We start from the raw sequence: 26,744 nt of genomic DNA, 5'->3' as shown, positions 1-26,744 counted from the left end.
CCAGTTTTCGTGGAGGATGGAGTCCATGTTGACCCGCAGACTCCTCCAGCTCCTGATCGGCCTCGCCATGTACGGCGTTTCGCTCGCAATGTTCATCCGGGCCGGCCTGGGACTGGATCCCTGGGACGTCTTCCACCAGGGACTCGCTGTCAAGACCGGACTGAGCATCGGCACGGTGGTGGTGATCGTCAGCTTCCTCGTCCTGCTCTTTTGGATTCCGCTCCGGCAGTGGCCCGGCGTCGGCACTCTGTGCAACGCCGTGCTGGTGGGTGTGTTCGCGGACGTCGGACTGGCCCTCATCCCGAAGTTCTCGCACCTTGGCGGCCAGATCGGAATGCTCGCGGGGGCCATCGTGCTCAATGGCATCGCCTCTGCCTGCTACATCGGCGCCCGCCTCGGACCCGGGGCCCGGGACGGACTCATGACGGGACTCGCCCGGCGCACGGGCTGGTCGGTGCGGGCCTCCCGCACCGGGATCGAAGTGGTGGTCCTCGGGGCCGGCTGGCTGCTGGGCGGTTCTGTTGGTGTGGGCACGGTGCTGTACGCGCTGGCGATCGGCCCGCTGGTGCAGTTGTTGCTGCCGCGGTTCACCGTGCCGGAAGTGAAGCGGCCCGAGATCCCGGTGGCGGCGGCCGACCCCGCCGTCGCGGCTTCTTGAGAGCGACTTCTTGACCGCGGCTTCCTGACCTCCGAATCCTGAGCGGTCCATCCGGTACCCGCATCTTGACGACGGGGGAAATCCCTGCCGACGCGCAGATTTCCCCTCGACGCGGGAATCCAGGTGTCCTCAGGTAAAGAGCGCCGCGCAGACGCTATTCCGCGTCACGAGTCCGACCACGCCGCGCAGGGGTCCCTACGCAGGGGTCCCTACGCAGGGGTCCCTACGCCCGGGGGCTACGCCGGTCCCGTTGCGGGGGCCGGCAGCGGCTGGCATGCGGGGCAATAGTAGATGTCCCGTTCCTCCGTGAAGGTGCCTGTGCCGGTGTCCTTGCCAAGGACTCCGCGGCGGATCGGGGAGCCGCATTTGAGGCACGGCTGGTGCTCGCGCCGGTAAACCCAGTAGCCGGGGCGTCCGGCCGTGCGGCCCACCGGGACGCCCCGCACATTCAGCACGGTCGTCCGGCGGCCCGGGCCGAGATTGGCCGACAGCAGGACCCGGGCCTCCGTGATCATGGCGGCGAGATCCGGCACCGCGGACACGGGCGCCGCCGGATGGACGCCCGAGAGGAAGCAGGCCTCGCACCGGTAGATGTTCCCGATCCCTGCCAGCTTGCTCTGGTCCAGCAGGGCGACCCCGATGGGGACATCGGGGGCCGCGCGCAGCCGGCGTTCGGCCTCGGCCGCGTCCCAGTCCGGGCCCAGCAGATCCGGGCCCAGGTGCCCTACGATCGAGTCTTCCTGGTCGGTGCGGACCACCTCAAGAATGCCGAGGGAGAACCCGACGGCGTCGGTTGTGGCGGTGCGCAGCACGCACCGGGCCGTGAAGCCGGGCTTCCGCCAGCGCCCTCCGGAGGGGTAGACCTGCCAGCTGCCCTCCATCTTCAGGTGCGAGTGGATGGTGAGCCGGTCCTTCGGCGTCGGCCCCTGCACCCGCATCAGCAGGTGCTTGCCGCGGGGCACCACCTCGTCCACGGTCCAGCCGCCGAGCTTCAGGGTGGCGAATCGGGGGACGCGGAAGTCGGACGAAACCAGTTCCTTGCCGGCCAGGGCGGCATGCAGCTGCGCCGCGGCGCGGAAGACGGAATCGCCCTCAGGCACGGATCCTCAGTCCCTTCGGGGTGGAGTAGGCCCCGGCCTGGGCGAGGGCGGCGGCCACCGGGGTGTCGAGGATGCCGTGGCCGTTGACTTTCTCCATGATCAGCTTGTCCACTGCGCCGCGGGTCACCACTCCCACCAGGGCCGTGCCCGCCGCGGCCAGGACCTCGGTGTCGTCGCTGAAGGCGAGCAGGGTTTTGCCGCCGCGTTCGACGTAGAGGGCCAAGGCGCCGTCGACCAGGACCACAAGGGCGCCGGCTTTCCGGCCGGGGCGGTGGCCTGTGCCGGCGTCGACGTTAAGCGCAGGCCACGGCAGCGCGGCGCCGTACGGGTTGGCGGGGTCGGTGGCGGCGAGGGCGAGCGCAACCGGTTCGGCCTTGTGCAGCTGGGCGTCCTCGACGTAGGACCGCAGCCGGTCCACCGTGGCCGGCACGGCGAACTGCGCGGCGCCGAGGTGCTCGATGAAGTAGCCGCGGCGGCACCGGCCGGCCTCCTCGAGCCGTGCCAGCACCTTGTACATGAGGCCAAAGCCGCCGAGGATGTTTTCTGCCATGACGGAGCCGCGGGTGACCACGCCGTAGCGGTCCAGAAGGAGTTCCGCGGTGGCCCGGGCGTGGATAGTGGCATCGAGTTCCGGGGATGGCAGGGCGGACCAGCGTCCGGCGGCGAGCGGGGGCGCGGGCGCGGTGCCGGTCACCGAGCCGTACCTGCCGCCGGTGAGTCCCGGCGATCCGAGCAGGCCGGTGCCGTGCGCACGCCCGAGCCGGCTGAGCCGCGGCGCGCGGGCCCGCGGGGCGCGCCCCACCTGCCGGTGCGCGGTGTGCCCGCCGGCGATGAGGGCCCGGACGGGGGCAAAGGTGTCGCCCGTGATCCGGCCCGCCCAGGCGAGATCCCACAGCGCGGCCACCACGTCCTGGTCGCTCAGAACGGTGTCCATGCCGCCGGCAACGTCGGTCAGCTGCCGGAAGAAATAGCCGCCGCCGTTGGTCTGCAGGTGCTCCAGGAGCCGCCGTTGAGCATCGCCGGGTTCGAAATCGACGGCGGGATTCAGCGTCAGTTCGGCCGAATCGGCGAGGTGGAGGCTGATCCAGCCGTCGTTGCCGGGCAGCGAGCCGGCCCCGGACCAGAGGACTTCGCCGGCGGCCATGAGTTCATCCAGCATGGCCGGCTGGTAATTGGAGACGCGGCTGGCCAGCACCAGCGGCTCCCAGGCGGAAGCCGGAATGGGCACGCCGGAGAGCTGGTCGACGGCCGTGATGATGCCGTCCAGGCCGCGCAGCGCGGACTGCCCGCGGCCGCCGGGTGTTCGCACGTTTTGCCAGGCGGGAAGGAACCGGCCGTACGCCGTGGCGTCCACGGGCTCCACTTCGGCCCGGAGCGCGGCGAGCGAACGGCGGCGCAGCTTGCGGAGGACCTCCGCGTCGCACCATTCGCTGATACCTGCCAGCGGCAGAACAGCGGGCAGAACGGCAGACGGGGCAGTGGCCGCCGCGTCCTCGGATTCCGCGGTGCCGGGTGCGATGCTGGCTGCCGTAGTGTCCGCCGTGACTGCGGGCGCCGGTGCGTGCGGGCGGAACTCGCCTTCCACCACGCGGCCGTCCGCGGCGAGCCGCTTCAGCGCGGTGCCGACGACGGCGACGCCGAGTCCCAGCCGCGCCGCGGCCTCGGCGGCGGTGAACGGCCCGTGCGTGCGGGCGTAGCGCGAGACGAGGTCGCCGAGCGGGTCCGCGACCGGTTCGATGAACGCCAGCGGCACGCCCATGGGCAGCGGCACGCCGAGGGCATCGCGGAGCCGGGCGGCGTCTTCGACCGCCGCAAAGCGTTCGACGCCGGCGATGTTGACCTTGATCGCCCGGTTGGCCCGCTGCAGCGCGGTCAGGTGGGCCGCGGCGACGTGGGCCGAGGCGACGTCGACCCCGGCGGCGGCGGTGACGGCGTCGCCCGCCACAGTAGTCCCGGCAGGCGCCGGAGCACCCTCCCGCGCCGGGGCAGCCTCGGCGCTCGCCACCGCCAAGGTTCCGGCGGGTTCGATGCCCGCGGTAGGTGCCGCCACCGATTCCAGGCGGGCGGCAACCTCGTCCGGATTGAGCGGGCCCAGGAGACGCAGGAGGTCCGCGACGCCCTCCAGCCCGCGCGCCCGGCGGTCCGGAGCGAGCCGCTGCAGCTCACGTTCCGTGGCGTCGATGACCTTCGCGTCGAGGAGTTCGCGCAGCTCCACCCGGCCCAAGAGCTCATTGAGCAGGGTGGAATCGAGCGCCAGGGCCGCGGCCCGGCGCTCCGCCAGCGGGGAATCCCCTTCGTAGAGGAACTGGGCCACGTAACCGAAGAGCAAGGACTTCGCGAACGGTGAGGGCTGTTGGGTGGTGGTCTGGACGATCCTGAGCTCGCGGCGTTCCACCGAGGCGGCGATGTCCTTGAGCGCCGGAAGGTCGTAGACATCCTGCAGGCACTCGCGCACCGTCTCCAGGACGATCGGGAACGTCGGGTACTTCCGCGCCACATCGAGCAACTGCGCGGAGCGCTGCCGCTGCTGCCACAGGGGCTGCCGTTTGCCGGGGTTCTGCCGCGGCAGGAGCAGGGCGCGGGCGGCGCACTCGCGGAAGCGGGAGGCGAAGAGGGCACTGCCGCCGACCTCCGCCGTCACGATCTGTTCCAGCTCATCGGGATCGAAGAGGAACAGCTCCGCACCCGGCGGCTCGTCTTCCATCATGGGCACACGCAGCACGATGCCGTCGTCGGCGGCCATCGCCGAGCCGTCCATCCCGTAGCGCTGGTGCAGGCGCTGGCCCACGGCCAGGGCCCACGGCGCATGCACCGGCAGGCCGAAGGGGCTGTGCAGCACCACGCGCCAGTCCCCGAGCTCGTCGTGGAAGCGTTCCACCACGAGGGTGGTATCACTGGGGACCACCTCGGTGGCGAGCCGTTGTTCGGCGAGGTACTGGATCAGGTTGTTCGCCGCGTAGTCGTCCAGCCCGCTGGCCTTGCATCGCTCGGTGGCTGGTCCGACGTCGGACGCTGAGAGTTCGCGCATGAACGCGCCGAGGGCGCGACCCAGGTCCACGGGCCGGCCCAGCGAATCGCCCTTCCAGAACGGCAGCTTGCCCGGCTGGCCGAACGCCGGCGAGACCAGGACGCGGTCGTGCGTGATGTCCTCGATCTTCCAGCTGGTGGCGCCAAGGGCGAAGATATCGCCCACCCGCGATTCATAGACCATTTCCTCGTCGAGTTCGCCCACCCGGCGCCCGCCCTTGGCCGCCGCCGTGGCAGGGCTGGCTGCCCTGCCGTCCGCACTGGCACCGCCGGCGGAACCCCCGGTGCCCTCGACCTCGGTGCCGATGATGTAGACGCCGAACAGTCCGCGGTCCGGGATGGTTCCGCCGGAGGTGACGGCGAGCCGCTGCGCCCCGGGACGGCCCTCGATGGTCCCTGCGTTCCGGTCCCAGATGACCCGCGGCCGCAGTTCCGCGAATTCGTCCGAGGGGTAGCGTCCGGCGAGCAGGTCCAAGGTGGCCTCGAACGCGGACCGGGGGAGCGAGGCGAAGGGCGCCGACCGCCGGACCGTGGCGAACCATTCCTCGACGTCGATGGCGCCCAGCGCGGCGGCGGCGACCGTCTGCTGCGCAAGGATGTCCAGCGGATTGGCCGGCACGCTGAGCCGCTCGATCTTGCCGTCGAGCATCCGTTCCACGGTGATGGCCGTGTGGACGAGGTCGGCCCGGTGCTTGGGGAACAGGACGCCCTGGGAGATTTCGCCCACCTGGTGGCCGGCGCGCCCCACCCGCTGCAGGCCGCTGGCCACTGAAGGCGGCGACTCGACCTGCACCACGAGGTCCACAGCACCCATGTCGATGCCCAGTTCCAGGGAGGACGTGGCCACGACGCAGCGCAGCCGCCCGGATTTGAGATCGTCCTCGATCAGGGCCCGCTGATCCTTGGACACGGAGCCGTGGTGGGCGCGGGCCAGCACGGGATCGGCGCCCGCGGTGCTGCCGGCCTGGGCCATCATGTGCGCCGGCGTGGCGGTGGAGGTGGGCAGCGCCGAGGCGCCGCCGGGCTGCACGGCGATCGGCACAGCATTCGGTCCTGCTTCGAAGTCCGGCGCGTCTGCGCCAAACTCGGTCCAGCCGCCGCCAGCTGCCATGAGCTGGCGTTCGGCGTAGATCTCGTTGAGCCGGGCGGTGAGCCGTTCGGCGAGGCGGCGGGAGTTCGCGAACACGATGGTGGACTGGTTGGCCAGCACCAGGTCCACGATCTTTTCCTCCACATGCGGCCAGATGGACGCCTGTGGCTGGAGACCGGAGGCAGGACCGGAATCGAAAGCCCCCGCGGCGCCCTGGAGATCGGACATGTCCTCAACCGGGACAGAAACGGTCAGGTCCCAGTTCTTCCGCGACGGAGGAGCCACAATTTCCACCGGTGCCGACCCGGCGAGGAACTGCGCCACCAGCTCTTTGGGTTCCACGGTGGCCGACAGCCCGATCCGCTGCGCGGGCTTGGGCAGCAGCGCGTCGAGCCGTTCCAGCGACACAGCCAGATGTGCTCCGCGCTTGGTGCCGGCGACGGCGTGGACCTCGTCGATGATGATCGTGTCCACCTCGCTGAGGGTTTCCCTCGCCTTGGACGTCAGCATCAAGAAGAGGGACTCCGGGGTGGTGATGAGGATGTCCGGCGGGTGGCTGAGCAACGAGCGGCGGTCGGCCGCCGTCGTATCCCCGGACCGGACGCCCACGGTGATGAGCGGGGCGGGGAGGTCCAGGCGTTTGGCGGTCTGCGTGATGCCGATCAGCGGCGCGCGGAGGTTGCGTTCGACGTCGACGCCGAGGGCCTTGAGCGGGGAAATGTACAGTACGCGGGTCTTCCGCGGGACCGTTTTCCGGCGGCTGCCCTTGGCCGTCGTGTCCAGGCCGGGCAGGGCTTCGGGCTCGGCCGGGGCGGAGGTGATTAGCCGGTCCAGCGCCCAGAGGAACGCAGCGAGCGTCTTGCCGGAGCCGGTGGGAGCGACAACGAGGGCATGCGAGCCGGAGGAGATGGCATTCCAGGCGCCGTTCTGGGCCGGGGTGGGCCCGGAAAAGGCGCCCAGGAACCAGTCCCGGGTCGGCCGGCTGAACCGGTCCATGGCGTCGGCCGCAAGTGTGCCGCCGGCGAGCTCCTGCCCCTTCATTCCTCCATCATGCCCTACCCGGCCGACACTATTGGCCGGGCAATGTCCTGGGGCGTCTGGGGCTACTTCGGCTGAAAGGCCCCGATGGTCAGCAGGTTGATCTCGGTGTTGCTGCAGGCATCAAGCGGCTGCGGGAGGAACAGGGAAGCGGTGTCCTCGGGCGGGTAGACCCGGAATCCTGCCGCGGGCGTCCGGGTGCAGTCCCCGTAGTTGGCGGCCTGGGTATAGCGCAGGGTGGCGACGCCGGCCTGGCCCGGGGCAAGCTGGACATCGGTGACCGGCGTGGAGTCGTCGCGGGTGGCGGCGGCGCCGATCGGCTCGCCGTCGGCCCCTGCCGTGAGGGAGACGCCCGCGTAGCCCTTGAGCAGGCACGGCTCGGTGCCGGAGTTGGTCACGATCAGTTTCATGTAGACGCTGCCCGCCGCGCCGCCGCCGGTAGAGTCGGTGGTGGCCGTCAGGCCCGCGGCCTTGCACAGCGCGGGGCCGGACTGGGCCGCCTGCGATGCCGGGGCGGCAGAGGTGTCCGTTGCGGCACCGGAGGCTGCGGGCAGGCTGGCCGGGCTGGCCGACGCGGTAGCCGGTGACGTCGCCGACTGGGTCTGCGCCGCGCTGCCCCCGCAGCCGCTAAGCAGGAGGGCCGCGACGGCAGCCGTTGTCACAAGCAGTGCATGATTCATTCGCTGAGACCTCATGGCTCCACCTTTATGCCCGCCGATGCCTTAGTCAACGACGCCACGGCGACGGAGCCCCGATTGATGCCCGGATTGTGATTTCCGGGCATCAACCGAGGTCAACCGCGCTGCGCGTTACTTCTGGGTCACGGAGCTGCCGCCGTTCTTGGTGCGGCTTCGGATGAATGCTGCCCCGCCGAGCACTAGGCCGCCGAGCCCGGCGGCCAGGGCGCCCCAGCTCCGGGCCTGCGCGCCGCCGTCGTCCACGGACGCCATCTGGGTTGCTGCCGGGGCGGCCTCAACGCTGGCAGTGTGGGCCGAATGGCCGTCCGCGCCTGCGACGGCGTCGGTGACCGTCACTGACGGTGACGGGGTTTTGAGGGATTCCTCGTCCTGGCCTTCCTGCGGGCTCTGCGACCAGTCGGTCTGACCCTGCTCGCAGGTCTGCAGGGTGGGGAAGTAGAGGGTCTTCCCCGGAGTATCGGGCAGCTTCACGGAGAGCACCAGGGTGTCCCGCAGCTCCGGGTCCAGCGGGGACTTGGCCGTGTAGACGATCTGGCTGGTCCGCTTGGTGATGGACGTCCCGTTGTCCAGTTTCTTGGGCGCGGGCAGCTGCTCCGTAACCTTTTGCACCGTCCAGTTCGGGTTTACCGTGGGCTGGGCGTCGTTGAGTTCGGCGGGCAGGGTGATGGTCATTTTGGTGGTCCCGGACGTATCGCAGCCGTGCGGAATCCCGAAGGTCAGCAGGGCGTACGAGTTCGCGGCGGTCTTGTCCGGGGTGGCTTCGACGTGCGCGGACGCGGCCGTAAGCCCGGCGAGCATCAGCGCCGCCGTTCCGCCGGCCACGGCCGTGACGGAGAGGGTGCGGCGGAGGGCAGAGGCGTGCAGTGTGGTTTTCAAGGTAAGGGTGCCTTTCAGGCGGACGCGCTGCGCTCGGGGCAGCGCGAAAGTGGGGGTGGACGCGGCGGCTCGTACCGCTCATGGCTGTGCGGATCAGCCCAGCCCAGGACAGGACGGGGCAGCACAGACGGCCCAGAACGGGCGGATTCGATCAGCGCAGGGCAGCGCACGGCAGCGCAGGCCGGATCGGAATAGGCCGGTTAAGGGCACAGCAGAGCGGGACAGCTCCGGCCGCGGCCGGAGGGATGTCAGGGAAGCACGACGGCGGCGGGCGGGCCCCGGCGGCTATCGGGCCGGAGGTTCCGCCAGGGGAGCGGGGCACAGTCCGCCGGCCAGCCGGCCGGCATCGGTGCGGGGCCGACGTCGGGCGTCACCGGTGACGGGAGCTGGACTAGCGGCCGGAGCCAGGCGGCGAGGGCCCACAGGGCGTCTTCGCCCTTGGCCAGGAGCAGCGCACAGGCAAGAGTGGCCAGCGCGTGGCCGCTCAGCATGAACAGGGCCAGCGGGGAGTCCAGCTCATGGGACTGAAGATGGGTGAGGGTCCCAGCGGGGATGACGGCCGGGCCGTGGTGGGTTGGCTCGCCGGCCGGCGTCCCCGCAACGGATCCGCCGAACGCGGTGAAGGCCTCGTGCAGGACCACCTGCCCGGCGCTCAGGAGGGCGGCCGCGGCCGGGAACCCAAGATGGAGCCGGGTGGCAACCGTGCAGGCCAGTCCGGTCAGGGCCAGGATGGCAACCAGGATGCCGGAACCGGGCAGTTGGCCGCCGGAGACGACGTGGGCACAGGCTGCCAGCGTCACCGCGGTGGTGGCGAAGAGGGCAGCCCGGAGGGAATGGAAAGGAACCCAGGCGTGGTGTAGTCGCACGGAGGCCTCCTGACGGGTCGCTGATCGCGGGTCGCGGTTCGCGGTTTCCTACCAGATTCTACCGGCGCGCGGGAGCTCAGGGGCCCGGGCGGCCGGCGCCGGGGAGGTGCGGGAGTGTACGGGGGAGGGAAGCCGCTGCGGCTAGTCGGTCTCGGGGCCCGAGCAGTAGTGGCAGTCATCGGGGCAGGAGGCGGCGCCGGAAGCCCAGGTGTCCGTCCCGGCTGCGGTGCCGGACAGGGTGGTCGGCTGGCGCACCAGAGTTGCGGGGCGTTCAGTTGTCAGCATGACGGGCTCCTTCGGGGTCTGCAACGATCAGTTCGAAGCCGTCGGCAACATGGAACAGCTGCCGGCGTCCGCCGTCGGAGAGTACCCACACGACGGCGCCGTCGGCGGTGCGGTTGTCGACGCGTCCGGCGTACTCAATGCGGCCGCCCCGGCGGAGGTGGACGGCGTCGCCGATCTCGACGTCGTCCCAGTGGACGGGGCCGCCGGAGGGCCGGTTCTTCTGCAAAGTCATGAGGATTCCTGAAAGGTCACGGGGAAACGTTGATGTGATCCAGCTAACCGTGGAATGGCTTGTCGGCTCAATGGTCAACTGAATGAGACACCTCCGTCTCGTTGTGCAGGAGTCCAGTGCAGGGGTCCGATGCAGGGCCTGCTGAGGCGGCCAATCCGCAGAAGCTCGCACCAAGTACGATCTCGTCGAGCTGGAATGGAATAATCTGTCGCACTCGAGGATGCTCAGGCGTCAACATCGAGAACATGGGCGGGCGCCTCATTGGCCATGTTGACGGCCGATGTGATGCACGATACAGTTCACAACGAGTTATACGAATAACCGATCGAATTACTTGGCCCGAGGAGGTGCCCATGGCTGGATCGCGGCCAAAGTCCGGACCGACGATGCATGATGTCGCCGCCGCCGCCGGTGTCTCTCAGGCCACCGTCTCCTTGGTTCTGAATTCGGCCTCTGGCTCGCGCTTTTCCGAAGAGACCCGCAGGCGGGTACGTGACGCCGTGGACCGGCTGGGATACCGCACCAACGCCCACGCCAAGGTTCTCCGCGACGGCGTGGCCGGCATGATCGGTTTTATCGGCGATTCCGTAGCCACAACTCCCTTTGCCGGCGCCATCATCGAGGGAGCGCAGGAGCGGGCATGGGAACACGGGCTCCTCCTGCTCACAATGAACACCGGCGGAGACAAGGACCTTGAAGCAGCATCCTTGGACACCATGCTCTCCTACAAGGTCGCGGGAGTCGTCTACGCTGCCATGTACCACCGGCGCCTGGACGTCCCGGAAGCCCTGGCGGGTGTGCGGTCGGTGGTCCTGAACTCCCAGGACCGTGCCGGACGCCTCCCGAGCGTCGCCCCGGACGAGGTGAAGGGTGGCTATGCCGCCACGCGCCGGCTGCTCGATGCAGGGCACCGCCGGATAGGGCTGATCAATATCGAAACCCTCGAAAGCAGACTTCCCGCCGCCGTCGGCCGTTACGAGGGCTACACGGTGGCCCTTGAGGAGGCGGGCCTGGATGTGGATCCGGAGCTGGTCCGCTTCGGAGGAGGCGGCGAGGAAGACGGCTACCGGTACGCGGTGGAGTTGATGACGGCCGCCAAGCCGCCAACCGCAATTTTCTGTGCGAACGACCGGACGGCCTGGGGCGCATATCAGGCGGTCGCGGACCTGCGTCTGTCGATCCCCGGGGACGTCTCGATTGTGGGTTTCGACAACCAGACGACCGTGGCGCCGCACCTTCGTCCGGGCCTGACCACCTTTGAACTGCCGTTCGTCGCCATGGGCAGGCGTGCGGTTGAACTGATTCTCCAGGATGCGGAACCCCATGGCGGGGTCGAGCTGATGGAGTGCCCTTTGATTGAACGGAATTCAGTGACACATCCTAAGGAGATGCCATGAGCCGAACCATCCCGGCCCGACGCGGGCGTCCGTCCGCGGCACCGCTGCCGCAACGAAGGATTTCTTTTTCGCTTCGCCTGAAAAGGATCTCCCGGGCCTGGCAGTTATACGTATTACTAGCTCCGGCCCTCGTGTACATCCTGGTCTTCAAGTACTGGCCGATGTACGGGGTGCAGATCGCGTTCAAGAACTACAACCCTGCTGAGGGTTTTACCGACAGTCCGTGGGTGGGCCTGACGCACTTCATCAGGTTCGTGAACTCGTACCAGTTCGGCCAGGTCCTCGGAAACACGCTGTGGATTGCCGTTCTGGGCCTGCTGGTGGCCTTCCCGATCCCGATCATCCTGGCGTTGCTGGTCAATCAGCTCCAGAGCGAGAGGTTCAAGAAGTTCACCCAGACGGTGCTCTATTCGCCTGCATTCATTTCCACCGTCGTGGTGGTGGGCATCATGTTCGTGGTCCTGTCGCCGCGGTCGGGGCTGGTGAACAACGCGATCCAGCTGGCCGGCGGGGAGCCGATCTTCTTTATGGGTTCGGCGGAGTGGTTCCGTCCCATCTACGTCATCTCGGATGTCTGGCAGAACGCCGGGTTCTCCATGATCGTGTATCTGGCGGCCCTGGCGGCCATTGATCCGGCGCTGCATGACGCGGCGAAGGTCGACGGCGCCTCGAAGCTCCAGCGAATCCGGCATATCGATCTGCCGGGCATCATGCCGGTGGTAACGATCCTGTTCATCCTTGCCATCGGCAACCTGCTGAATGTCGGTTTCGAGAAGGCGCTGCTGATGCAGACGCCGCTGAACCTCTCGAGCTCGGAGATCATCCAGACCTACGTCTACCACGCGGGTCTGCAGCAGGCGCAGTTCAGCTATTCGGCCGCCATCGGCCTGTTCAACTCCGTCCTCAACCTGGCGCTGCTGCTCTTCTTCAATACGGTGGCGCGCCGGGCCAACCAAGCGACCCTGTGGTGATGCCGAGATGTCTTTGAAAACCAGCCCCGTCAACATCGACACCCCGAACAGAAACGTCAGCCCGGCCCGGCCCAGGCCGACGTTGCGGGACAGGTACGGTGACCGCGCCTTCAACATCGCAGCCACAGCCATCCTGCTGCTGTCCATCCTGGCTGTGGTCTACCCCCTCTACTTCATTGTCATTGCGTCCGTCAGCGATCCGAACGCGATCTACGAAGGCAAGGTCTGGCTGTTCCCCTCCGGCGTGACACTTGAGGGCTACCAGCGGATTTTCGCGGATAGCCGGATCTGGAACGGCCTGGGGAACACCGTCATCTACACCGTCCTAGGCACCGCTATCAGTGTCACCACGATCCTCTGCGGCGCCTACGCGCTGTCCCGCAAGGACATGCCGGGCCGGAAAATCCTGATGCTCCTGTTCGTCATCACCATGTTCTTCGACGGCGGACTCATCACCAAGTACCTGGTCGTCCGGGACCTGGGCATGCTCAACACCGTCTGGGCCGTCGTTCTCCCAGGCGCGGTCGGTGTCTGGAACCTGATTATCGCCCGCTCCTTCTTCGAACACACCATCCCCAACGAACTGCGTGAAGCCGCCCAGATGGATGGGGCCACCGACTTCAAGTTCTTCTTCAAGATGGTGCTGCCCCTGTCCAAACCCCTGATCATGCTCATGGTCATGATCCACGTCGTGGCCCAGTGGAACTCGTTCTTCGACGCCCTGATCTTCCTGAACGATGACTCCAAATACCCGCTGCAGCTCGTCCTGCGCAACATCCTCATCCAATCCGATGTTTCATCCACCGGCACCACCGGGGGAGACATCCAGTCCTATGCGGCAGCGCAAAGGATCGCGGAGCTCACCAAGTACGCCATGATCGTCGTCTCGAGCCTGCCGCTGATGATTGCCCTGCCATTCATGCAGAAGCACTTCACCAAGGGCGCCATGATCGGCGCCGTGAAATAGGGACCCTTCCCCGCGCACCACCCGTCCCCGGGGCACTCGCCACGGGCCGGCAAAACCACACCTCAGAATAGGAATGACCATGGCAATCAGCCGCAAATATGCCGTCCTTGGCGCCCTCCTGGCCGGAACGATGACGTTCACCGCCTGTTCCGGCGGCCAGTCCGGCTCTCCGGAGGTCAAAGACGCCTCCGCTGACTTCGGGTTCCAGGCAACAGGCTTCCCGATCGTCAGCAAGCAGCTGACCCTGAAGTTCTCGGGAACCAAGACGGCCCTGGCACCGGACTACAACACCATGACCGTGGTGAAGAACTGGGAAAAGGACACCAACATCCATATCGACTGGCAGAACCTGCCCGATACGGTCTTCCAGGAAAAGAAGAACCTCATCCTGGCCAGCGGGGACCTTCCCGACGCGTTCTTCAACACCGGCCTGACGGATGCCGAGATCGCCACGTACTCCGCCAGCGGCACGCTGATCCCGCTGGAGAACCTGATTGAGAAGAACGCTCCCAATCTCGCCAAGCTGCTCGCAGCCCGTCCGGACATCAAGGCGGCCATCACCTCCTCCGACGGGCACATCTACTCCCTGCCGTCCGTTGAGGAGCTCGGCCTGGTCCAGTTCCCCAACGAAATCGCCATCAATACCGCCTGGCTGAAAAAGCTCAACATCCCCATGCCCAAGACCATCGCTGAATTCCACGACGCCCTTCTGGCGTTCAAAACCCAGGACGCGTCCGGGACCGGCAAAACCATCCCGCTGAGCTTCATGCCCGGCTCCTGGTGCGGAGACATCGTTGACCTGATCGCGGCCCTGGGCGGGGTGCCGGACAACATGGATCACCGCATCGTGCAGGACAACAAGGTCATCTTCACCCCCACGCAGGACGGCTACAAAAAAGCCATCCAGACCCTGCACCAGTGGTATCAAGAAGGTCTGATCGATCCGGAATCCTTCTCCCAGGACGACAAGGCCTACCTCGCCAAGGGCAAGGCCGCCACGGAAAACCTCGGCTCGTTCGCCTGGTGGGAAGTTCCGGAGATGGTCGGCGCAGACCGCGCCAATGACTACGCCCTTGTGCCCGTGCTCCAGGGCGTGGACGGCAAGCGCATCGCCAGCCAGTCCAACAACCAGGAAATCGCCCGCGGCGCCTTCGCCATCACCCGGGCCGACAAGTACCCCGCCGCGACCATGCGCTGGGCCGATAACCTCTACGACCCCATCCAGTCCGCCCAGGCTAACTGGGGACCGATCGGTGAAACCCTGCAAAAGGATGCCAACGGGCTGCTGGTACAGATCCCCGCGCCGGCCGGAACCAGCGAAGGTGAACGCCGCCAGAAGGTCGCCCCGGGCGGACCGAAGGCCAACACGGCGGAGAGCTTCAAGTCCGTCGTCGCTCCCGAACCGCGCGCCGCGGAACGCCAGAAGACGGTCAACGAAAACTACAAGCCCTTCGCCGGCAACGACGGCTACCCCCCGGTGGCACTGTCCACCGACGAACTCCAGCAGATCAGCAGCATTGAAACCGACACCACCTCCCTGGTCAAGCAGAACATGGCCAAGTGGATCGTCTCCGGAGGCATCGAGCAGGAGTGGGACGGCTACGTCACCCAGCTCAAGAACATCGGTGTCGACAAGATGATCGAGGTCTACCAGCAGGCCTACGACCGCTACAAGAAGAACTCCTAGCCACCGAGACCACGGGGCAGGCCGGACACCACGCGCCGGCCTGCCCCGCCGCCCGCGAACCCGCATGCACCAGCACAGAATCGAGATCCGAACCTCATGACTGCCGTGACCGCCACGACGGCCGACACTTTCCGGCCCGCCCTGCACTACGCAGCCCGGAATACCTGGCTCAACGATCCCAACGGCCTGATCCACCATGAGGGCGTCTACCACCTCTACTACCAGAACAATCCGCTGGACAACGTCTGGGGAAACATGTCCTGGGGTCACGCCACGTCCACGGACCTGCTGACCTGGACCGAGCATCCTGTCGCCATCGCCTGCGACGAGACAGAAGACATCTTCTCCGGCAGCATCGTCTTCGACCGTGACAATTCCAGCGGATTCGGCACTGGATCAACGGCTCCGCTGGTCGCCGTTTACACCAGCGCCTACAAGGCGGCCTCCGCACACCACGGCATCCAGGCTCAGTCCCTGGCCTACAGCCTGGACGGCGGCTACACCTGGACCAAGCACCCCGGCAATCCCGTACTGAACCGGGGGTCCGCCGACTTCCGCGACCCCAAGGTCTTCCGCTACGAGTCCGACGCCGGGAGTCACTGGGTCATGGTGGCCGTGGAAGCTACGGACTTCGAAGTCGTCTTCTACAAATCCCACGATCTCAAGGACTGGGAGCTGTTAAGCAGCTTCGGCCCCGCCAACGCAACCGGCGGCGTGTGGGAATGCCCGGACCTCTTCCCGCTGCCTGTCGACGGTGACCCGGAAAATCCCAAATGGGTCCTGACCGTGAACCTCAATCCCGGCGGCCCCAACAACGGTTCCGCCGGGCAATACTTCGTCGGAGACTTCGACGGGACCACGTTCACCTCAGCCACCACGGTCACCGAAGGACTGCAGGACCCGGACAGACTCGGCGAGTACCAGTGGCTCGACTGGGGGCGCGACTACTACGCCGCCGTTTCCTTCAGCAACGTTCCCGACGGCCGGCGGCTCATGATCGGCTGGATGAACAACTGGCAATACGCCAACGAGATCCCCACCTCGCCGTGGCGCAGTCCCATGTCCCTGGCCCGGGAAGTGTCCCTGCAGAGCGTTGATGGGAGCTGGCGGCTGGTGCAGCAGGCCGCGGGAGATCTCGCCTCGTTCCTTGAGGCTACGCCGTCGTTCAGCCTCGCGGCAGCTGAAATATCTCCCGGCCAGCACGTCTTGGACGGCGCGGCCGGAAGCGTCCAACGCATCGAGCTCACCGTTACACCCGGAACAGCCGAGGAATTCGGGCTGGTTGTCCGCGGCGATGGAGCGCAGGGAACCCGCATCGGCATTCGTCCCACGGAAGCTCTCATCGTCGTCGACCGCAGGGAATCCGGGCAAACAGACTTCCACGAATCCTTCGCATCCCTCGACACCGCCCCGATCCGGGCGACGGACGGTTCCTATGAACTCACCATCTACGTGGACCGATGCTCCGTCGAGGTCTTCGCCCAGGGAGGCCAGGTCACCCTGACCGAATTGATCTTCCCGGCCGCCACCAGCACCGAGGTCTCGCTCTACGCCGTCGGGGGCACAGCGACCATAAATAACCTGATTGTCACCCAATACGCATAACGGCCCCGAGCCCGCCCTCGAAGCGGCAACGGCCGCCGCGGCCTGAACACGGCCGGCAGCACGAGCGCCGCCTCCTTCGCCGCGAACCCGGCAGCACCCCACCTGAAGAAAGACATGACATGTACCATCTCGAGTCCGCCGGCCCGTCCCGGCAGCTCCTGGACGTCGTCGTTGTCGGCGAAGCGCTCATCGACGTCGTCACCTCGCCCGAGGGAACAAGCGAATACCCTGGCGGGTCACCCGCCAATGTCGCTTACGGGCTCGGTCGGCTCGGCGTCGACACCGGGCTGCTGACGGCTATAGGCGACGACGAACGCGGCGCCGCCATCGAACGGCACCTGCACAGTGCCGGCGTGACGCTCCTGCCCGGCTCATACTCCCTGGGCCGAACCGCCTCGGCGACAGCAACGCTCGCCACGGACGGGTCCGCCAGCTACGACTTCGACATTTCCTGGGCCCTGGAGCCGGTCGCTCCCGCCTATGTCCCGAAGGTCCTTCACACCGGTTCCATCGCCACTTTCCTTGCGCCGGGTGCGGACGCGGTCAAAGCACTCCTGCAACTGTGCCGCCACGAATGCACGATCACCTATGACCCCAATATCAGGCCCGCGCTGCTCGGCAGCCACGCCGAAGCCAAATCCATCTTCGAAGACCTGGTTCACCTGACCGACGTCGTCAAACTCAGCGATGAGGACGCCCAATGGCTCTACCCCCGGAAGGACTTGGATGACACAGCCGCGCACCTCCTCGGGCTGGGCGCCGGCCTGGCAGTCATCACCAAAGGCTCGCAGGGTTCACTGCTCGCCACCGCTGCGACGCGGCTGAACATCCCATCAGTAGAATCCGGGGTCGCCGACACGATCGGCGCCGGCGACTCGTACATGGCAGCCCTGATCCTGGGACTCCTCACCCGCGGGACCGACGGCCTCGCGCCCGCTGTTCTGGAGCAGCTGGGACGCACAGCATCCATGGCTGCCGCCATCACCGTGCGGCGCCCGGGCGCAAATCCGCCGACGCTACAGGAACTCCGGACCCATCTGCAGCCCGCATCCTAGCCCGGGCAGCAAGCCCCATTTTTTGACATTTCAGAATCCTCCCGCGCTGCCACCGGCCCGGCAGCCGCCGGCAGGATCTGACTCCGAAAGGCACGACGAGCATGGAATACCGCAAACTTGGTTCCTCCGGCATGTACATCAGCGAACTCGCCTATGGAAACTGGGTCACCCACGGTGAGCAGATCGACCAGGACTCGGCCACGGCCTGCGTCCGGCAGGCCCTAGATCTGGGCATTACCACCTTCGACACCGCCGACACCTACGCGGGCACCCGCGCGGAGCACACGCTGGGTGAGGCGTTAGTCGGTGTGCGGCGCGAAAGCGTCGAGATCTTCACCAAGGTCTACTTCCCCACCGGCGAGGGCCGGAACGACCGCGGGCTGTCCCGCAAACACATCATGGAATCCATCAACGGCTCCCTGACCCGTCTGGGCACCGACTACGTGGACCTCTACCAGGCCCATCGCTACGACTACGGCACCCCGCTAGAAGAAACCATGCAGGCCTTCGCCGACATCGTCCGGGCCGGAAAGGCCCACTACATCGGCGTCTCCGAATGGACCGTGGACGAAATCCGCGCCGGCGCCGCCCTCGCCCGGGAACTGGGCATTCACCTCATCTCCAACCAGCCCCAGTACTCCCTGCTCTGGCGGGTCATCGAAAAGGAAATCGTCCCCACCTGCGAGGAGCTGGGCCTGGGACAGATTTGCTGGTCACCCATGGCCCAAGGCATCCTGACCGGAAAATACGTCCCCGGCCAGGCTGCCCCGGCAGCATCCCGCTTCACAGGCGATGATGGCGAACTCAAGTCCGACAACCGCTACCTGACCGACAACATCCTCACCCGGGTCCAGCAGCTCAAACCGCTCGCCGCGGACGCTGGCCTGTCCATGGCCGCACTCGCCGTCGCCTGGGTACTGCAAAACCCCAACGTCTCGGCAGCCATCGTCGGTGCTTCCCGCCCCGATCAGCTCATCGACACCGTCACCGCAGCCGGGGTAAAACTTGACCCGGCACTGCTGGCCAAAATCGATGACATCCTGGAACCGGTCATTGAACGCGACCCCACCAAGGTGGAATCCTTTAAAACCCGCCCGTGAGCCAAAAGTTGCCAGTACAGAGCACGCCGCCCAACAGGTATCCGTGCAACCTGCACCCCTCCGTCCCCGTGCGGATCAGGGTGGTGCGCGCCGGCGCTGGCTGCTGGCCGGTTCAGCCCCGCCACCGCAGCCAGGCGAAGGTGGGCCGCGGCGGCGGTGGAACAGGGTGCGTTGCGCCGGTGGCGATCCCCGCTGCGGCCCGGCGCCGGCGCAGCTCCAGGGCCAGGCTCTCCTCGCCGCGGGCCATCGCCCAGCGGTGATTGGCGGCGAAACCCGGTTTGAGCAGCCAGCTCAGCCGCCGCAGCAGCGGCTTGGCGGCGCTGACGCGCCAGTCGTAGGTGATGACCGTTTCCGGGCCGTCCGGCTCAAAGGTCCAGCGGCCGGTGCCGTTGAGGTCGCCGGCGGCGGTGAGGGCGAAGCCGCGGCTGGTGACGGGCTCCGTGACCGTGAGCGTCCACCGCAGCGTGTAAGGCAGCCAGCCCTTCGTATGGAGGCGCACGGGGCGGGGAACGCCGGGTCCGGGTTCCGGACCGGCGGCCACTGGCTCGACGCTGACATAGACGGACGGCCACCAGCGTGGCAACGCTGTGGCGTCGCCGAGGACGGCCGCGACCTCCTCCGGCGTGCCAGCCACCCGCCAGACAGTCCGGAACTCATAGTCTGTGCTGCCCATGGGGGCCTCCCGAAATGTTCGCCAGCCGTAGGCGATGCAGCGGCCGGGGCGGATCGATGCACGTGACCGTACCCAGAAGGGTGCGTCCGGTCAATGGGGTGGGCGGTGTCCCTGACAGAGTTGCCAACCCACAGCGGCCGCGCTCATGGCGGTCAGGCGTTGGCCCGAAGGTATGAAAAAATGAAGGATCAGTTCTTATAGAGGAAGCAGCGGGAACGTGCCGAGAGAAAGCACCGCGGATGCAGGGGTAGATTCTGCCCCGAGCATGAATGACGTGGCGCGCGTGGCACGGGTCTCGCTGGGCACTGTGTCCAATGTCCTGAACAAGCCCGAAATCGTGGCGGAAAGGACCCGGTTGCGGGTCCAGGCCGCGATTGATGAGCTGGGCTTTGTCCGTAACTCTGCGGCGCGTTCCCTGGCGGCTGGAAGCAGTCGGACGATTGGTCTGGTCCTGACGGACGTTGGCAACTCCCTCTTCGTGGACATTGCCCGCGGCGCGGAAAGTGCCGCGCACGACGACGGCTATTCGCTGCTGCTGGCGAACAGCGACGTCGACCTGCAGAAGCAGGATGGGTATCTCGACATTTTTGATGAGGCCCGCGTCGCCGGGATCATCCTTGCTCCGCTGGATGCAGGGTTGGACGGCATGGACCGGGTGCGCCGCCATGGCCGCCACATCGTCCTGGTCAACTATGCCGGAGGCCGCACGGACTGCTGCAGCGTGCTGGTCGATGAGGAACATGGCGGTTATCTCGCGGCCCGGCACCTCATTGATCTGGGCCGCCGGCGGCTGGTGTTCGCCGGCGGCCCAGATAGCCTGCACGCTGTCAACGACCGCCGTAAGGGCGCCATGCGCGCCGCCTCGGAGACCAGGGGGGCTGTCTCTCTCGAGGTGATTTTTGGCCGGAGCCTCAACAGCCCGGAGGGGCGCCGAATTGCGGGGGATCTGGCCAGCCGGGGCCGCAGCAGGATGCCCGACGGCATCATTGCGCCGTCGGACCAGTTGGCCGCGGGCATCATTCATGAACTCACGGGAACGTACGGGCTGCGGGTGCCGCAGGATATCGCGGTGATCGGGTACGACAACAACCAGTTCGCTACCGAGGGCGCCATCCCGATGTCCACCATTGGCCAGCCGGGGCACGAGATGGGCCGGGTGGCCACCAAGCTCCTCCTGGAGGAAGTTAACCAGCCCGGGGAGCACGTACACCGCAACCTGATGCTGGAGCCCACACTTTTTGCCCGGGCCAGCACCTTGGGCCGCTGAACCCAAACGACGATCAAACCGTTGGTGCTTAACCCCGAACGGCGCTGGGGCGGGTGTCCGCCCCGGCGCCGCCGTGAGACCTACGCTACCGTCTCCACGGCGTAGCTGAACGCTCCCGAGCCCACCTCAAACGGCGCCCGGCCGGGGAGCTCCACACGGGCTGTGCAACCGGTCGGGACCTCCACCTGCACGTTCAATCCACCGGTATCCAGGGTCCAGGAGATACTGGCTGTCCCGTACGGTGTTTCGTGCCGCGCTGAAGCATGGGTGAGCTGCCCGCCGGGCCGGGGCCTGAAGAGGATCCTGCGGTATCCCGGTTCCAGCGGGGACATTCCGGCCACCACGCGGTGCATCCAGTCCGCCACGGCGCCCAGCGCGTAGTGGTTGAAGGAAGTCATGTTTCCCGGGTTGACGGTGCCATCCGGCTGCATGGCATCCCAACGTTCCCAGATGGTGGTGCCGCCCTGTTCGACGGCGTAGAGCCAGGAGGGGCATTCCTTCTCCAGGAGCAGATCGTAAGCCGTATCCAGCGCGCCCACGTCGGTCAGCGCATCGGAGATGACCGGCGTGCCCGCGAATCCGGTCGCAATCCTGTTTCCGCCGTCGGCCACCAGCTCGGCCAAGCGCCGCCCGGCCAGCTGTTTCTGCTCTTCACTCGGGAAGAGATCGAAAACGATGGCCAGTGCGTAGGCCGTCTGCGCGTCCCCGGCAACGGCCCCGCTGGGGTAGACGTATTCGTCCGCGAAGGCCTTGGCGACAGCCCGCCCGAGCTCGGTGTAGTGCAGCTCGTCCGATGCTTTGCCCAGGACGCTGGCGATCCTCCCCAGGTGGGTGGCCGACCAGGCGAAGTAGGCCGTGGCCACCAGGTAGGGGTCCGTTTTGGCTGCAGTGGGGTCGTGGGGCGGGGCCGTGGGGTCAAGCCAGTCGCCAAGCTGGAAGCCGGTGTTCCACAAGTGGCTGCCGCCCGCTTTGGCGTCCATGAGGTCCACCCACGCTTTGGCGCTGTCGTACTGGTCACGAAGGACCTGGGTGTCCCCGAAGCGCTGGTAGATGGTCCAGGGGGTCAGGACTGCCACGTCACCCCAGACGGCGCCGGGCCGGATGGGGGTCCACTCATCGCCGCCGGGGATGACCGGGACGTACCAGGGAATGGTTCCGTCGGGGAGCTGTTCGACGGCGACGTCTTTGAGCCAGGAGGTCAGCATTCCGGAGCAGTCGTAAAGAAACGAAGCCGTGGGGGCGAAGACCTGGATGTCTCCGGTCCAGCCGAGCCGTTCGTCGCGTTGGGGGCAGTCGGTGGGGATGTCCACGAAGTTGCCGCGCATGCTCCAGCGGACGTTTTCGTGAAGGCGGTTCAGGTCCGGGTTGGAGCTGTCGAACCAGCCGGTACGTTCCATGTCCGTGTGGTAGACGCGGGCCACCATATTCTCGCTGAGGTCGCCGCCGGTCCAGCCGTCGATTTCGGCGTAGCGGAAGCCGTGGATGGTGAAGCGCGGCTCCCAGGTCTCCGGTTCCGTGCCGGCAATCGTGTACGTATCGGTGGATATGGCGCGGCGGAGCGGGCGCGTGAACAGTTCCCCGTCCTGCAGCACTTCGGCATGGCGCAGGGTGACCTGGTCGCCCGGCTTGCCCTGCACGGTGATCCGCAGCCGGCCCACCAGATTCTGGCCAAAGTCCACGAGCGTCTTGCCTGCCGGGCTGGTGAATACGCGGACGGGGCGGACTTCCTCGGTGCAGCGGACCGGAGGGCCATCCGGGGCAACAAGCGTGGCTGGATCACGTTGGACGGTTGTCACCGGGCTCCAGCCGTCGTCGTCGAACCCGGGCCGGCTCCAGCCGGCCGGCAGCTGCCGGGCGTCATGGCTTTCGCCCTCATAGAGGCCGGTGAAGCCGATGGGACCAAACCCGGCCTTCCACGACGTGTCGGTCCCGACCACGCTGACGGATCCGTCCGCGTGGGTGATGTGGAGCTGTGCCAGCAGGGCCACCTTGTCGCCATACAGGTTGCGGTAGCCGTCGTGGAAACCGATACGCCCGCGGTACCAGCCGTCAGCCAGCCAGCTTCCGACGGCGTTGGCCCCTTCGTGGACCAGTTCCGTCACGTCGTAGGTGTAGTAGCGCAGCCTCTCACCGTAAACGGTCCAGCCGGGGGAGAGGATGTCTGTGCCCACCCGCGTGCCGTTGACTTCCACTTCGAACAGGCCGTGGGCCGTGACATAGAGCCTGGCTTTGGCGATGGGGGAGTGCACAGAAAACTCGCGTCGGAGCAGCGGGGGCCGGCGGTCCGATTCCGGGTCTTCATCCCACGCCGGAGTGATGGCCGTTGCGATCCAGTCCTCTGGCTCCAGAAGACCGGCCTCAACAGTGGCAGGCTCACTCCAATCACTGGGCTCCTCGTCACCGGCAGCTGCCCCGGCCTCCGGTGGGCCCCAGACGCGGACCCGCACGGAGACTTCCTCCCCGGAGCGCAGGGGGGCGGCCGGCCAGGGCACCAGGACGGACTCTTCCGACGCGATACGGCTGCTGAGGGTAGTTTCGCCGTTCCGGGCGATTTCGACCTGGTATGCCGTCTGGGTCCAGCCCGGTGCGCCCGAAGTTTTCCAGGAGATGCGGGGGCGGCTTTCTCCAATGCCGAGGGCCTCGCGGTGGTGATCGAAGGCTACGGGCATAACGGTCGGTGGCATGGTGTGGATCTCCTGTGATCGTGGGGAGGGAAGTTCAGGTTTAGCGGCGGATGAAGTGGGCGGGCGTGGCGTCGGTGTGGTGAGCTAGCCTTTGACGGCGCCGCCGGCGAGGCCCTTCATGACGCGCTGGTTGAGGAAGAGGTAGAGCACGAGGGTTCCCAGAACGTTGATGCAGATGGCGGCGAAGAGGGGACCGTACTGGACGGCGCCGAACTCTCCGGTGAAGTTCAGGAGTCCGACCTGGATGGTGCTCAGGTCCGCGTTGTTGGTGAACGTCAGGGCGATGAGCAGGTCATTCCAGATGAAGAAGAACTGGACCAGCGCAACCGTGAACACGGCGTTGCGGACCATGGGGAAGCCGATGGAGAAGAATGCCCGAATCATGCTGGCGCCGTCCAGGGCAGCGGCTTCGAAAACTTCCCGCGGCACGGCGCGGAAATAGGTGGCCATCATGAATACGGTCAGCGGCAGCCCGGTTGCGGTGTAGGTAATGATCAGCGGCCAGAGCGTGCCGGTCAGGCCCACCTGGAAGTATGCGGAAAACAGCGGCAGCAGGATCATCTGTCCGGGGACCATGATTCCGGCCAGGAAGACCAGAAGGACCGTGCCGCGGCCCTTCCAGACGAGCACCTCCAGAGCGAACCCGGCGGCGACGCCGAACAGAACGATCAGGAACAGCGACGGGATTGTCGCGATGAGGCTGTTCCCCACGTACGTGCCGATATTTCCGGTCGTCCAGGCCTCGACGTAGTTGTCGAAGTTGAAACTTTGCGGCATGGCCCAGACCGGACTGTTGAGAAACTCGTCCTGGGTCTTGAAGGAGCCCATGAACAGCCAGATAAGCGGATAGATCTCGACGACGAGCAATATGGCAATCGACAGCTGGACCGGGACGCGTTTGAGGAACTTGACCGGTGACGTGCGGGGCCGTTGGGGTGCGGCCGTTGGTTTTTGGCTGGTGCGGGTTGGCACCGCGGTATTTGCGGTCATCGTCGGTCAGTCCTTGGTGAGGTCGCGGCGGGACGAGCGGAAAATGAAGAGTGTGACAATCAGGCACAGAATCGTGAGCAGCAACGCAATGGAGCTGCCGTAGCCGTAGTCGCCGTAGGTAAAAGAGGTGCGGAACATGAGCAGTGTCAGTGGAGTTGTCGCGCTGCCCGGCCCGCCGTCGGTCAGGGCCACGATGGAGTCGAAGACCTTGAGTGTGCCGTTGATGCTAAAGATGATCGAAGAGAGCAGAACCGGCAGGGACAACGGCAGGATGATATGCCGGATCAGGTGCAACCCCCGTGCGCCGTCGAGGCGGGCCGATTCAAGGATGTCATCGGGAATGTCCACCAGACCGGTGTAGAGCAGGACGGCGTAGAACCCCATGGACCGCCAAAGGTCCATGATGACGATGACCAAAAATGCTGTGCTGCCGTTGCCGAGCCAGTCGATCGAGCCGATGCCCACGGCGTTCAGAGCTGAGTTCACCAGGCCGTTTTGCGGGGCGATTTCGAACATCTTCTGGAACAGCAGAGCGACCGCAACCGTGGGAAGCACGACCGGGAAGAAGACCAGAGTGCGGATCAGACTGGATCCGCGCTTCAGGGCGAAGACGTAGAGCAGGGACAACATGTATCCGAGCAGGACCTGGCCGATGGTGATGACCACGGCGTAGCGGATCGTGAACCAGAGGGCCTCGCCGACGGCGGGGTCGGAGAAGAGCTTTTCGAAGTTGGCGAGTCCGGCGAAGGTGAAGCCTGTGATGGCGTTGCCGGAAAGGAAGGTGTAGCCGGCGGACCAGAATACCGGTAACAGCATGGCGACGGTGTAAACCAGTAAGGCCGGGCCGAGAAGGACGGCGATGGCCTTTTTGTCTCCCAGGACGTTGTTCATGGTGCTTCTTTCATCGGAATTTGAGTGGCTGACCGCCGGGGCCGGCGTGCACCGGCCCCGGCCGTGCAGGCTACTTCGAGTTCAGATCGTTCTGGACGAGTTCCATGAACTTCTGCGGAGTGATACTGCCGGACGCGAGGCCGGCCGCGTTGGTTTGGCTCGTCGTGGTTGCCTTGGTGCTGAAGAGCGCCTCGAACCACAGCACGCTTTCCTTCGTGTTGTTGACCGTTTCCTGGGTGGACTTGACCAGCGGCGGGATGTTGTCCACCGGGGTGTTCAGTTTGAATCCGGAGATCGAGTTCTTGTCCTTGAGGGCCGTGCTGCCGTAGTTGGTGGCGATGCACTTGAGCCATGCGGAGGCGTTGCTGTCGTATGTCTTTGCATTGAACGTCATGGGGAGGCCGACGTTGGTGGCGTACTGGTTATCGATGCCCTTGCCTCCACTGACTTTCGGGAACGGCATGAAGCCGATGTTCTCTTCGCCGATCTTGTTCTGGGCCTTGTCGTCGAAGTTCGAAAGAATCCAGCTGCCCATGTAGAACATGCCTGCCTTGCCGCTGAGGAACTGCGACGCCGCGGTGTCGTAATCGATCGAGCCGACACCCTGGCCGAAGTAGCCCTTGGCGCCGAGATCGGCAACGGCCTGGGCTGCCTTGACGTATTCCGGGTCAGTAAGTTTCGCCTGGCCGTCGGCCACCTTCTTCATGGCGTCAGGACCGAGGTCGCTGAACAGATATCCGCTGACCAGGCGGGTGAGCGGCCACCCCTGCTTTCCGGACGCGGCAAGCGGCGTGACGCCGGCGGTCTTGAGCTTTTCACCGGCGGCGACGAAGTCATCCCAGGTCTTCGGCTCGGTAATGCCGTTGTCGGCGAAGAGCTTCTTGTTGTACCAGATGCCTTCCACGTTGTACTGGTAGGGCAGAACGTTCAGCTTCCCGCCGTACAGGGACTTGATGGTGGCCGCCGCCCCCGGAAGGATGGCGTCGGAAATGTTCAAATCTTTGAGCGCCTTTTCGAAATCCAAGACGTTTCCGGACTTGTCCAGATCCTGCGTCAGGGCGGGGGCGTTGCCGGCCGCGTACTGGACCGGCAGGGCGTTCTGCCCGGCGAGCAGTTGAAGTTTCTGGTCCAGGCTGGTCTGGGGAACGGTCTCGACCTTCAGGGGTGCGGCCTTGTTCTCTGCCGCGCACTGATCCTTGCTCAGCGCCTCCAGTTCGCCGCGGATGGTGGTGTTCTCGACGTTGGTCAGATAGCTGAAATCCTTCGACCCCTGGGCGGATGATCCGCCGCCTGCGCCGCATCCGCTGAGCAGCAGAGCCAGCGCGCCCGCTGATGCGATGACGGGGGCAATAGCGCGGGCCTTGGGCCGCGACAGTACAGAAACCACAGTTCCTCCTTGAAGTGTGCTCCGAATTGAAGCGTTTCAAGTTCGAGTATGAAGTCCCGGTCGTGGATGTGTCAAGCGTCACCCGCATCGCATCTGTTTGGCTAACTAGCGCCAAATACCTGCAGGCTGTTGACTCCCGTGCGGGGTCGTCTCTACAGTTGAATCGATACATTTAAAGCGCTTCAACTCTGTGGGTACTG

General features: G+C 66.3%; 21 protein-coding genes. 9 read left to right on the top strand and 12 right to left on the bottom strand.

The annotated features are described in order from the left end of the window. The first annotated feature begins 25 nt into the window (after window positions 1–25). Complete coding sequence (yczE, locus tag C9424_RS12130; protein WP_116767171.1) at window positions 26–658, top strand: membrane protein YczE; 633 nt, start codon at window positions 26–28, stop codon at window positions 656–658. A gap of 236 nt (window positions 659–894) precedes the next feature. On the opposite strand, the gene C9424_RS12125 is transcribed toward yczE, so the two are convergent. The 7 genes from C9424_RS12125 to C9424_RS12100 all read right to left on the bottom strand — a co-directional run bounded on the left by C9424_RS12125 (window position 895) and on the right by C9424_RS12100 (window position 9,870). Beyond that, the gene (locus C9424_RS12125; protein WP_116767084.1) at window positions 895–1,758 is read right to left on the bottom strand and encodes a DNA-formamidopyrimidine glycosylase family protein; all 864 of its coding nucleotides are present in this window, start codon (window positions 1,756–1,758) and stop codon (window positions 895–897) included. Then, window positions 1,751–6,916: an Lhr family ATP-dependent helicase gene (locus tag C9424_RS12120; RefSeq protein ID WP_116767083.1), complete on the bottom strand. Its 5,166-nt coding sequence runs from the start codon at window positions 6,914–6,916 to the stop codon at window positions 1,751–1,753. Before C9424_RS12120 ends, C9424_RS12125 begins: the two co-directional genes overlap by 8 nt. Window positions 6,917–6,978: 62 nt before the next feature. Next, complete coding sequence (locus C9424_RS12115; RefSeq protein WP_202615846.1) at window positions 6,979–7,608, bottom strand: DUF4232 domain-containing protein; 630 nt, start codon at window positions 7,606–7,608, stop codon at window positions 6,979–6,981. Between the two features lie 114 nt (window positions 7,609–7,722). Further along, window positions 7,723–8,475: a YcnI family copper-binding membrane protein gene (locus C9424_RS12110; RefSeq protein ID WP_442862032.1), complete on the bottom strand. Its 753-nt coding sequence runs from the start codon at window positions 8,473–8,475 to the stop codon at window positions 7,723–7,725. Between the two features lie 260 nt (window positions 8,476–8,735). Beyond that, window positions 8,736–9,353 (bottom strand): hypothetical protein, encoded by a 618-nt coding sequence (locus C9424_RS12105; protein ID WP_116767081.1) that lies wholly within the window; start codon window positions 9,351–9,353, stop codon window positions 8,736–8,738. A gap of 141 nt (window positions 9,354–9,494) precedes the next feature. Then, a complete protein-coding gene (locus C9424_RS21440) occupies window positions 9,495–9,638 on the bottom strand; it encodes a hypothetical protein (RefSeq protein ID WP_161958227.1) in 144 nt (47 codons plus the stop codon). Beyond that, window positions 9,625–9,870 carry a hypothetical protein gene (locus C9424_RS12100; protein ID WP_116767080.1) on the bottom strand — a complete coding sequence of 82 codons (246 nt, stop codon included), beginning with the start codon at window positions 9,868–9,870 and terminating at the stop codon, window positions 9,625–9,627. Before C9424_RS12100 ends, C9424_RS21440 begins: the two co-directional genes overlap by 14 nt. Window positions 9,871–10,223: 353 nt before the next feature. On the opposite strand from C9424_RS12100, the gene C9424_RS12095 reads away from it, so the two are divergent. From C9424_RS12095 to C9424_RS12065, 7 genes are all read left to right on the top strand, one after another. Continuing rightward, window positions 10,224–11,267 (top strand): LacI family DNA-binding transcriptional regulator, encoded by a 1,044-nt coding sequence (locus C9424_RS12095; protein WP_237563425.1) that lies wholly within the window; start codon window positions 10,224–10,226, stop codon window positions 11,265–11,267. Continuing rightward, a complete protein-coding gene (locus tag C9424_RS12090; RefSeq protein WP_116767078.1) occupies window positions 11,264–12,238 on the top strand; it encodes an ABC transporter permease in 975 nt (324 codons plus the stop codon). The genes C9424_RS12095 and C9424_RS12090 overlap by 4 nt, the downstream gene beginning before the upstream one ends. Before the next feature lie 7 nt (window positions 12,239–12,245). Further along, window positions 12,246–13,205: a carbohydrate ABC transporter permease gene (locus tag C9424_RS12085; RefSeq protein WP_116767077.1), complete on the top strand. Its 960-nt coding sequence runs from the start codon at window positions 12,246–12,248 to the stop codon at window positions 13,203–13,205. A gap of 79 nt (window positions 13,206–13,284) precedes the next feature. After that, entirely contained in the window at window positions 13,285–14,892 is a 1,608-nt protein-coding gene (locus C9424_RS12080; RefSeq protein ID WP_116767076.1) for an ABC transporter substrate-binding protein, read from the top strand. Window positions 14,893–14,988: 96 nt separating this feature from the next. Then, on the top strand, window positions 14,989–16,497 hold the full coding sequence (locus C9424_RS12075) for a glycoside hydrolase family 32 protein (protein ID WP_116767075.1): 1,509 nt from the start codon (window positions 14,989–14,991) through the stop codon (window positions 16,495–16,497). Window positions 16,498–16,616: 119 nt separating this feature from the next. Then, window positions 16,617–17,552 carry a carbohydrate kinase family protein gene (locus C9424_RS12070; protein WP_116767074.1) on the top strand — a complete coding sequence of 312 codons (936 nt, stop codon included), beginning with the start codon at window positions 16,617–16,619 and terminating at the stop codon, window positions 17,550–17,552. 101 nt (window positions 17,553–17,653) lie between these two features. Next, window positions 17,654–18,652, top strand: a complete 999-nt coding sequence (locus tag C9424_RS12065; protein ID WP_116767073.1) for an aldo/keto reductase family protein — start codon at window positions 17,654–17,656, stop codon at window positions 18,650–18,652. 112 nt (window positions 18,653–18,764) lie between these two features. Here the strand turns inward: C9424_RS12065 and C9424_RS12060 are convergent, their stop codons facing one another. Further along, window positions 18,765–19,325 (bottom strand): SRPBCC family protein, encoded by a 561-nt coding sequence (locus C9424_RS12060; RefSeq protein ID WP_116767072.1) that lies wholly within the window; start codon window positions 19,323–19,325, stop codon window positions 18,765–18,767. 265 nt (window positions 19,326–19,590) lie between these two features. Here C9424_RS12060 and C9424_RS12055 point away from each other — a divergent pair, with 265 nt between their 5' ends. Next, window positions 19,591–20,592 (top strand): LacI family DNA-binding transcriptional regulator, encoded by a 1,002-nt coding sequence (locus tag C9424_RS12055; protein ID WP_116767071.1) that lies wholly within the window; start codon window positions 19,591–19,593, stop codon window positions 20,590–20,592. 80 nt (window positions 20,593–20,672) lie between these two features. Here the strand turns inward: C9424_RS12055 and C9424_RS12050 are convergent, their stop codons facing one another. The 4 genes from C9424_RS12050 to C9424_RS12035 all read right to left on the bottom strand — a co-directional run bounded on the left by C9424_RS12050 (window position 20,673) and on the right by C9424_RS12035 (window position 26,544). Continuing rightward, entirely contained in the window at window positions 20,673–23,276 is a 2,604-nt protein-coding gene (locus tag C9424_RS12050) for an alpha-L-rhamnosidase (protein ID WP_116767070.1), read from the bottom strand. Window positions 23,277–23,360: 84 nt separating this feature from the next. After that, window positions 23,361–24,266, bottom strand: coding sequence for a carbohydrate ABC transporter permease (locus C9424_RS12045; protein ID WP_116767069.1), 906 nt, complete (start codon window positions 24,264–24,266; stop codon window positions 23,361–23,363). Between the two features lie 6 nt (window positions 24,267–24,272). Continuing rightward, window positions 24,273–25,157 (bottom strand): carbohydrate ABC transporter permease, encoded by an 885-nt coding sequence (locus C9424_RS12040; RefSeq protein ID WP_116767068.1) that lies wholly within the window; start codon window positions 25,155–25,157, stop codon window positions 24,273–24,275. A gap of 70 nt (window positions 25,158–25,227) precedes the next feature. Beyond that, a complete protein-coding gene (locus tag C9424_RS12035; RefSeq protein ID WP_237563424.1) occupies window positions 25,228–26,544 on the bottom strand; it encodes an ABC transporter substrate-binding protein in 1,317 nt (438 codons plus the stop codon). Between the last annotated feature and the right edge of the window lie 200 nt (window positions 26,545–26,744).

It is taken from the genome of Arthrobacter sp. H-02-3, assembly GCF_003097355.1.
Classification (GTDB): Bacteria; Actinomycetota; Actinomycetes; order Actinomycetales; family Micrococcaceae; genus Arthrobacter; species Arthrobacter humicola.
This window is presented reverse-complemented; position numbering and strand designations above follow the sequence as displayed.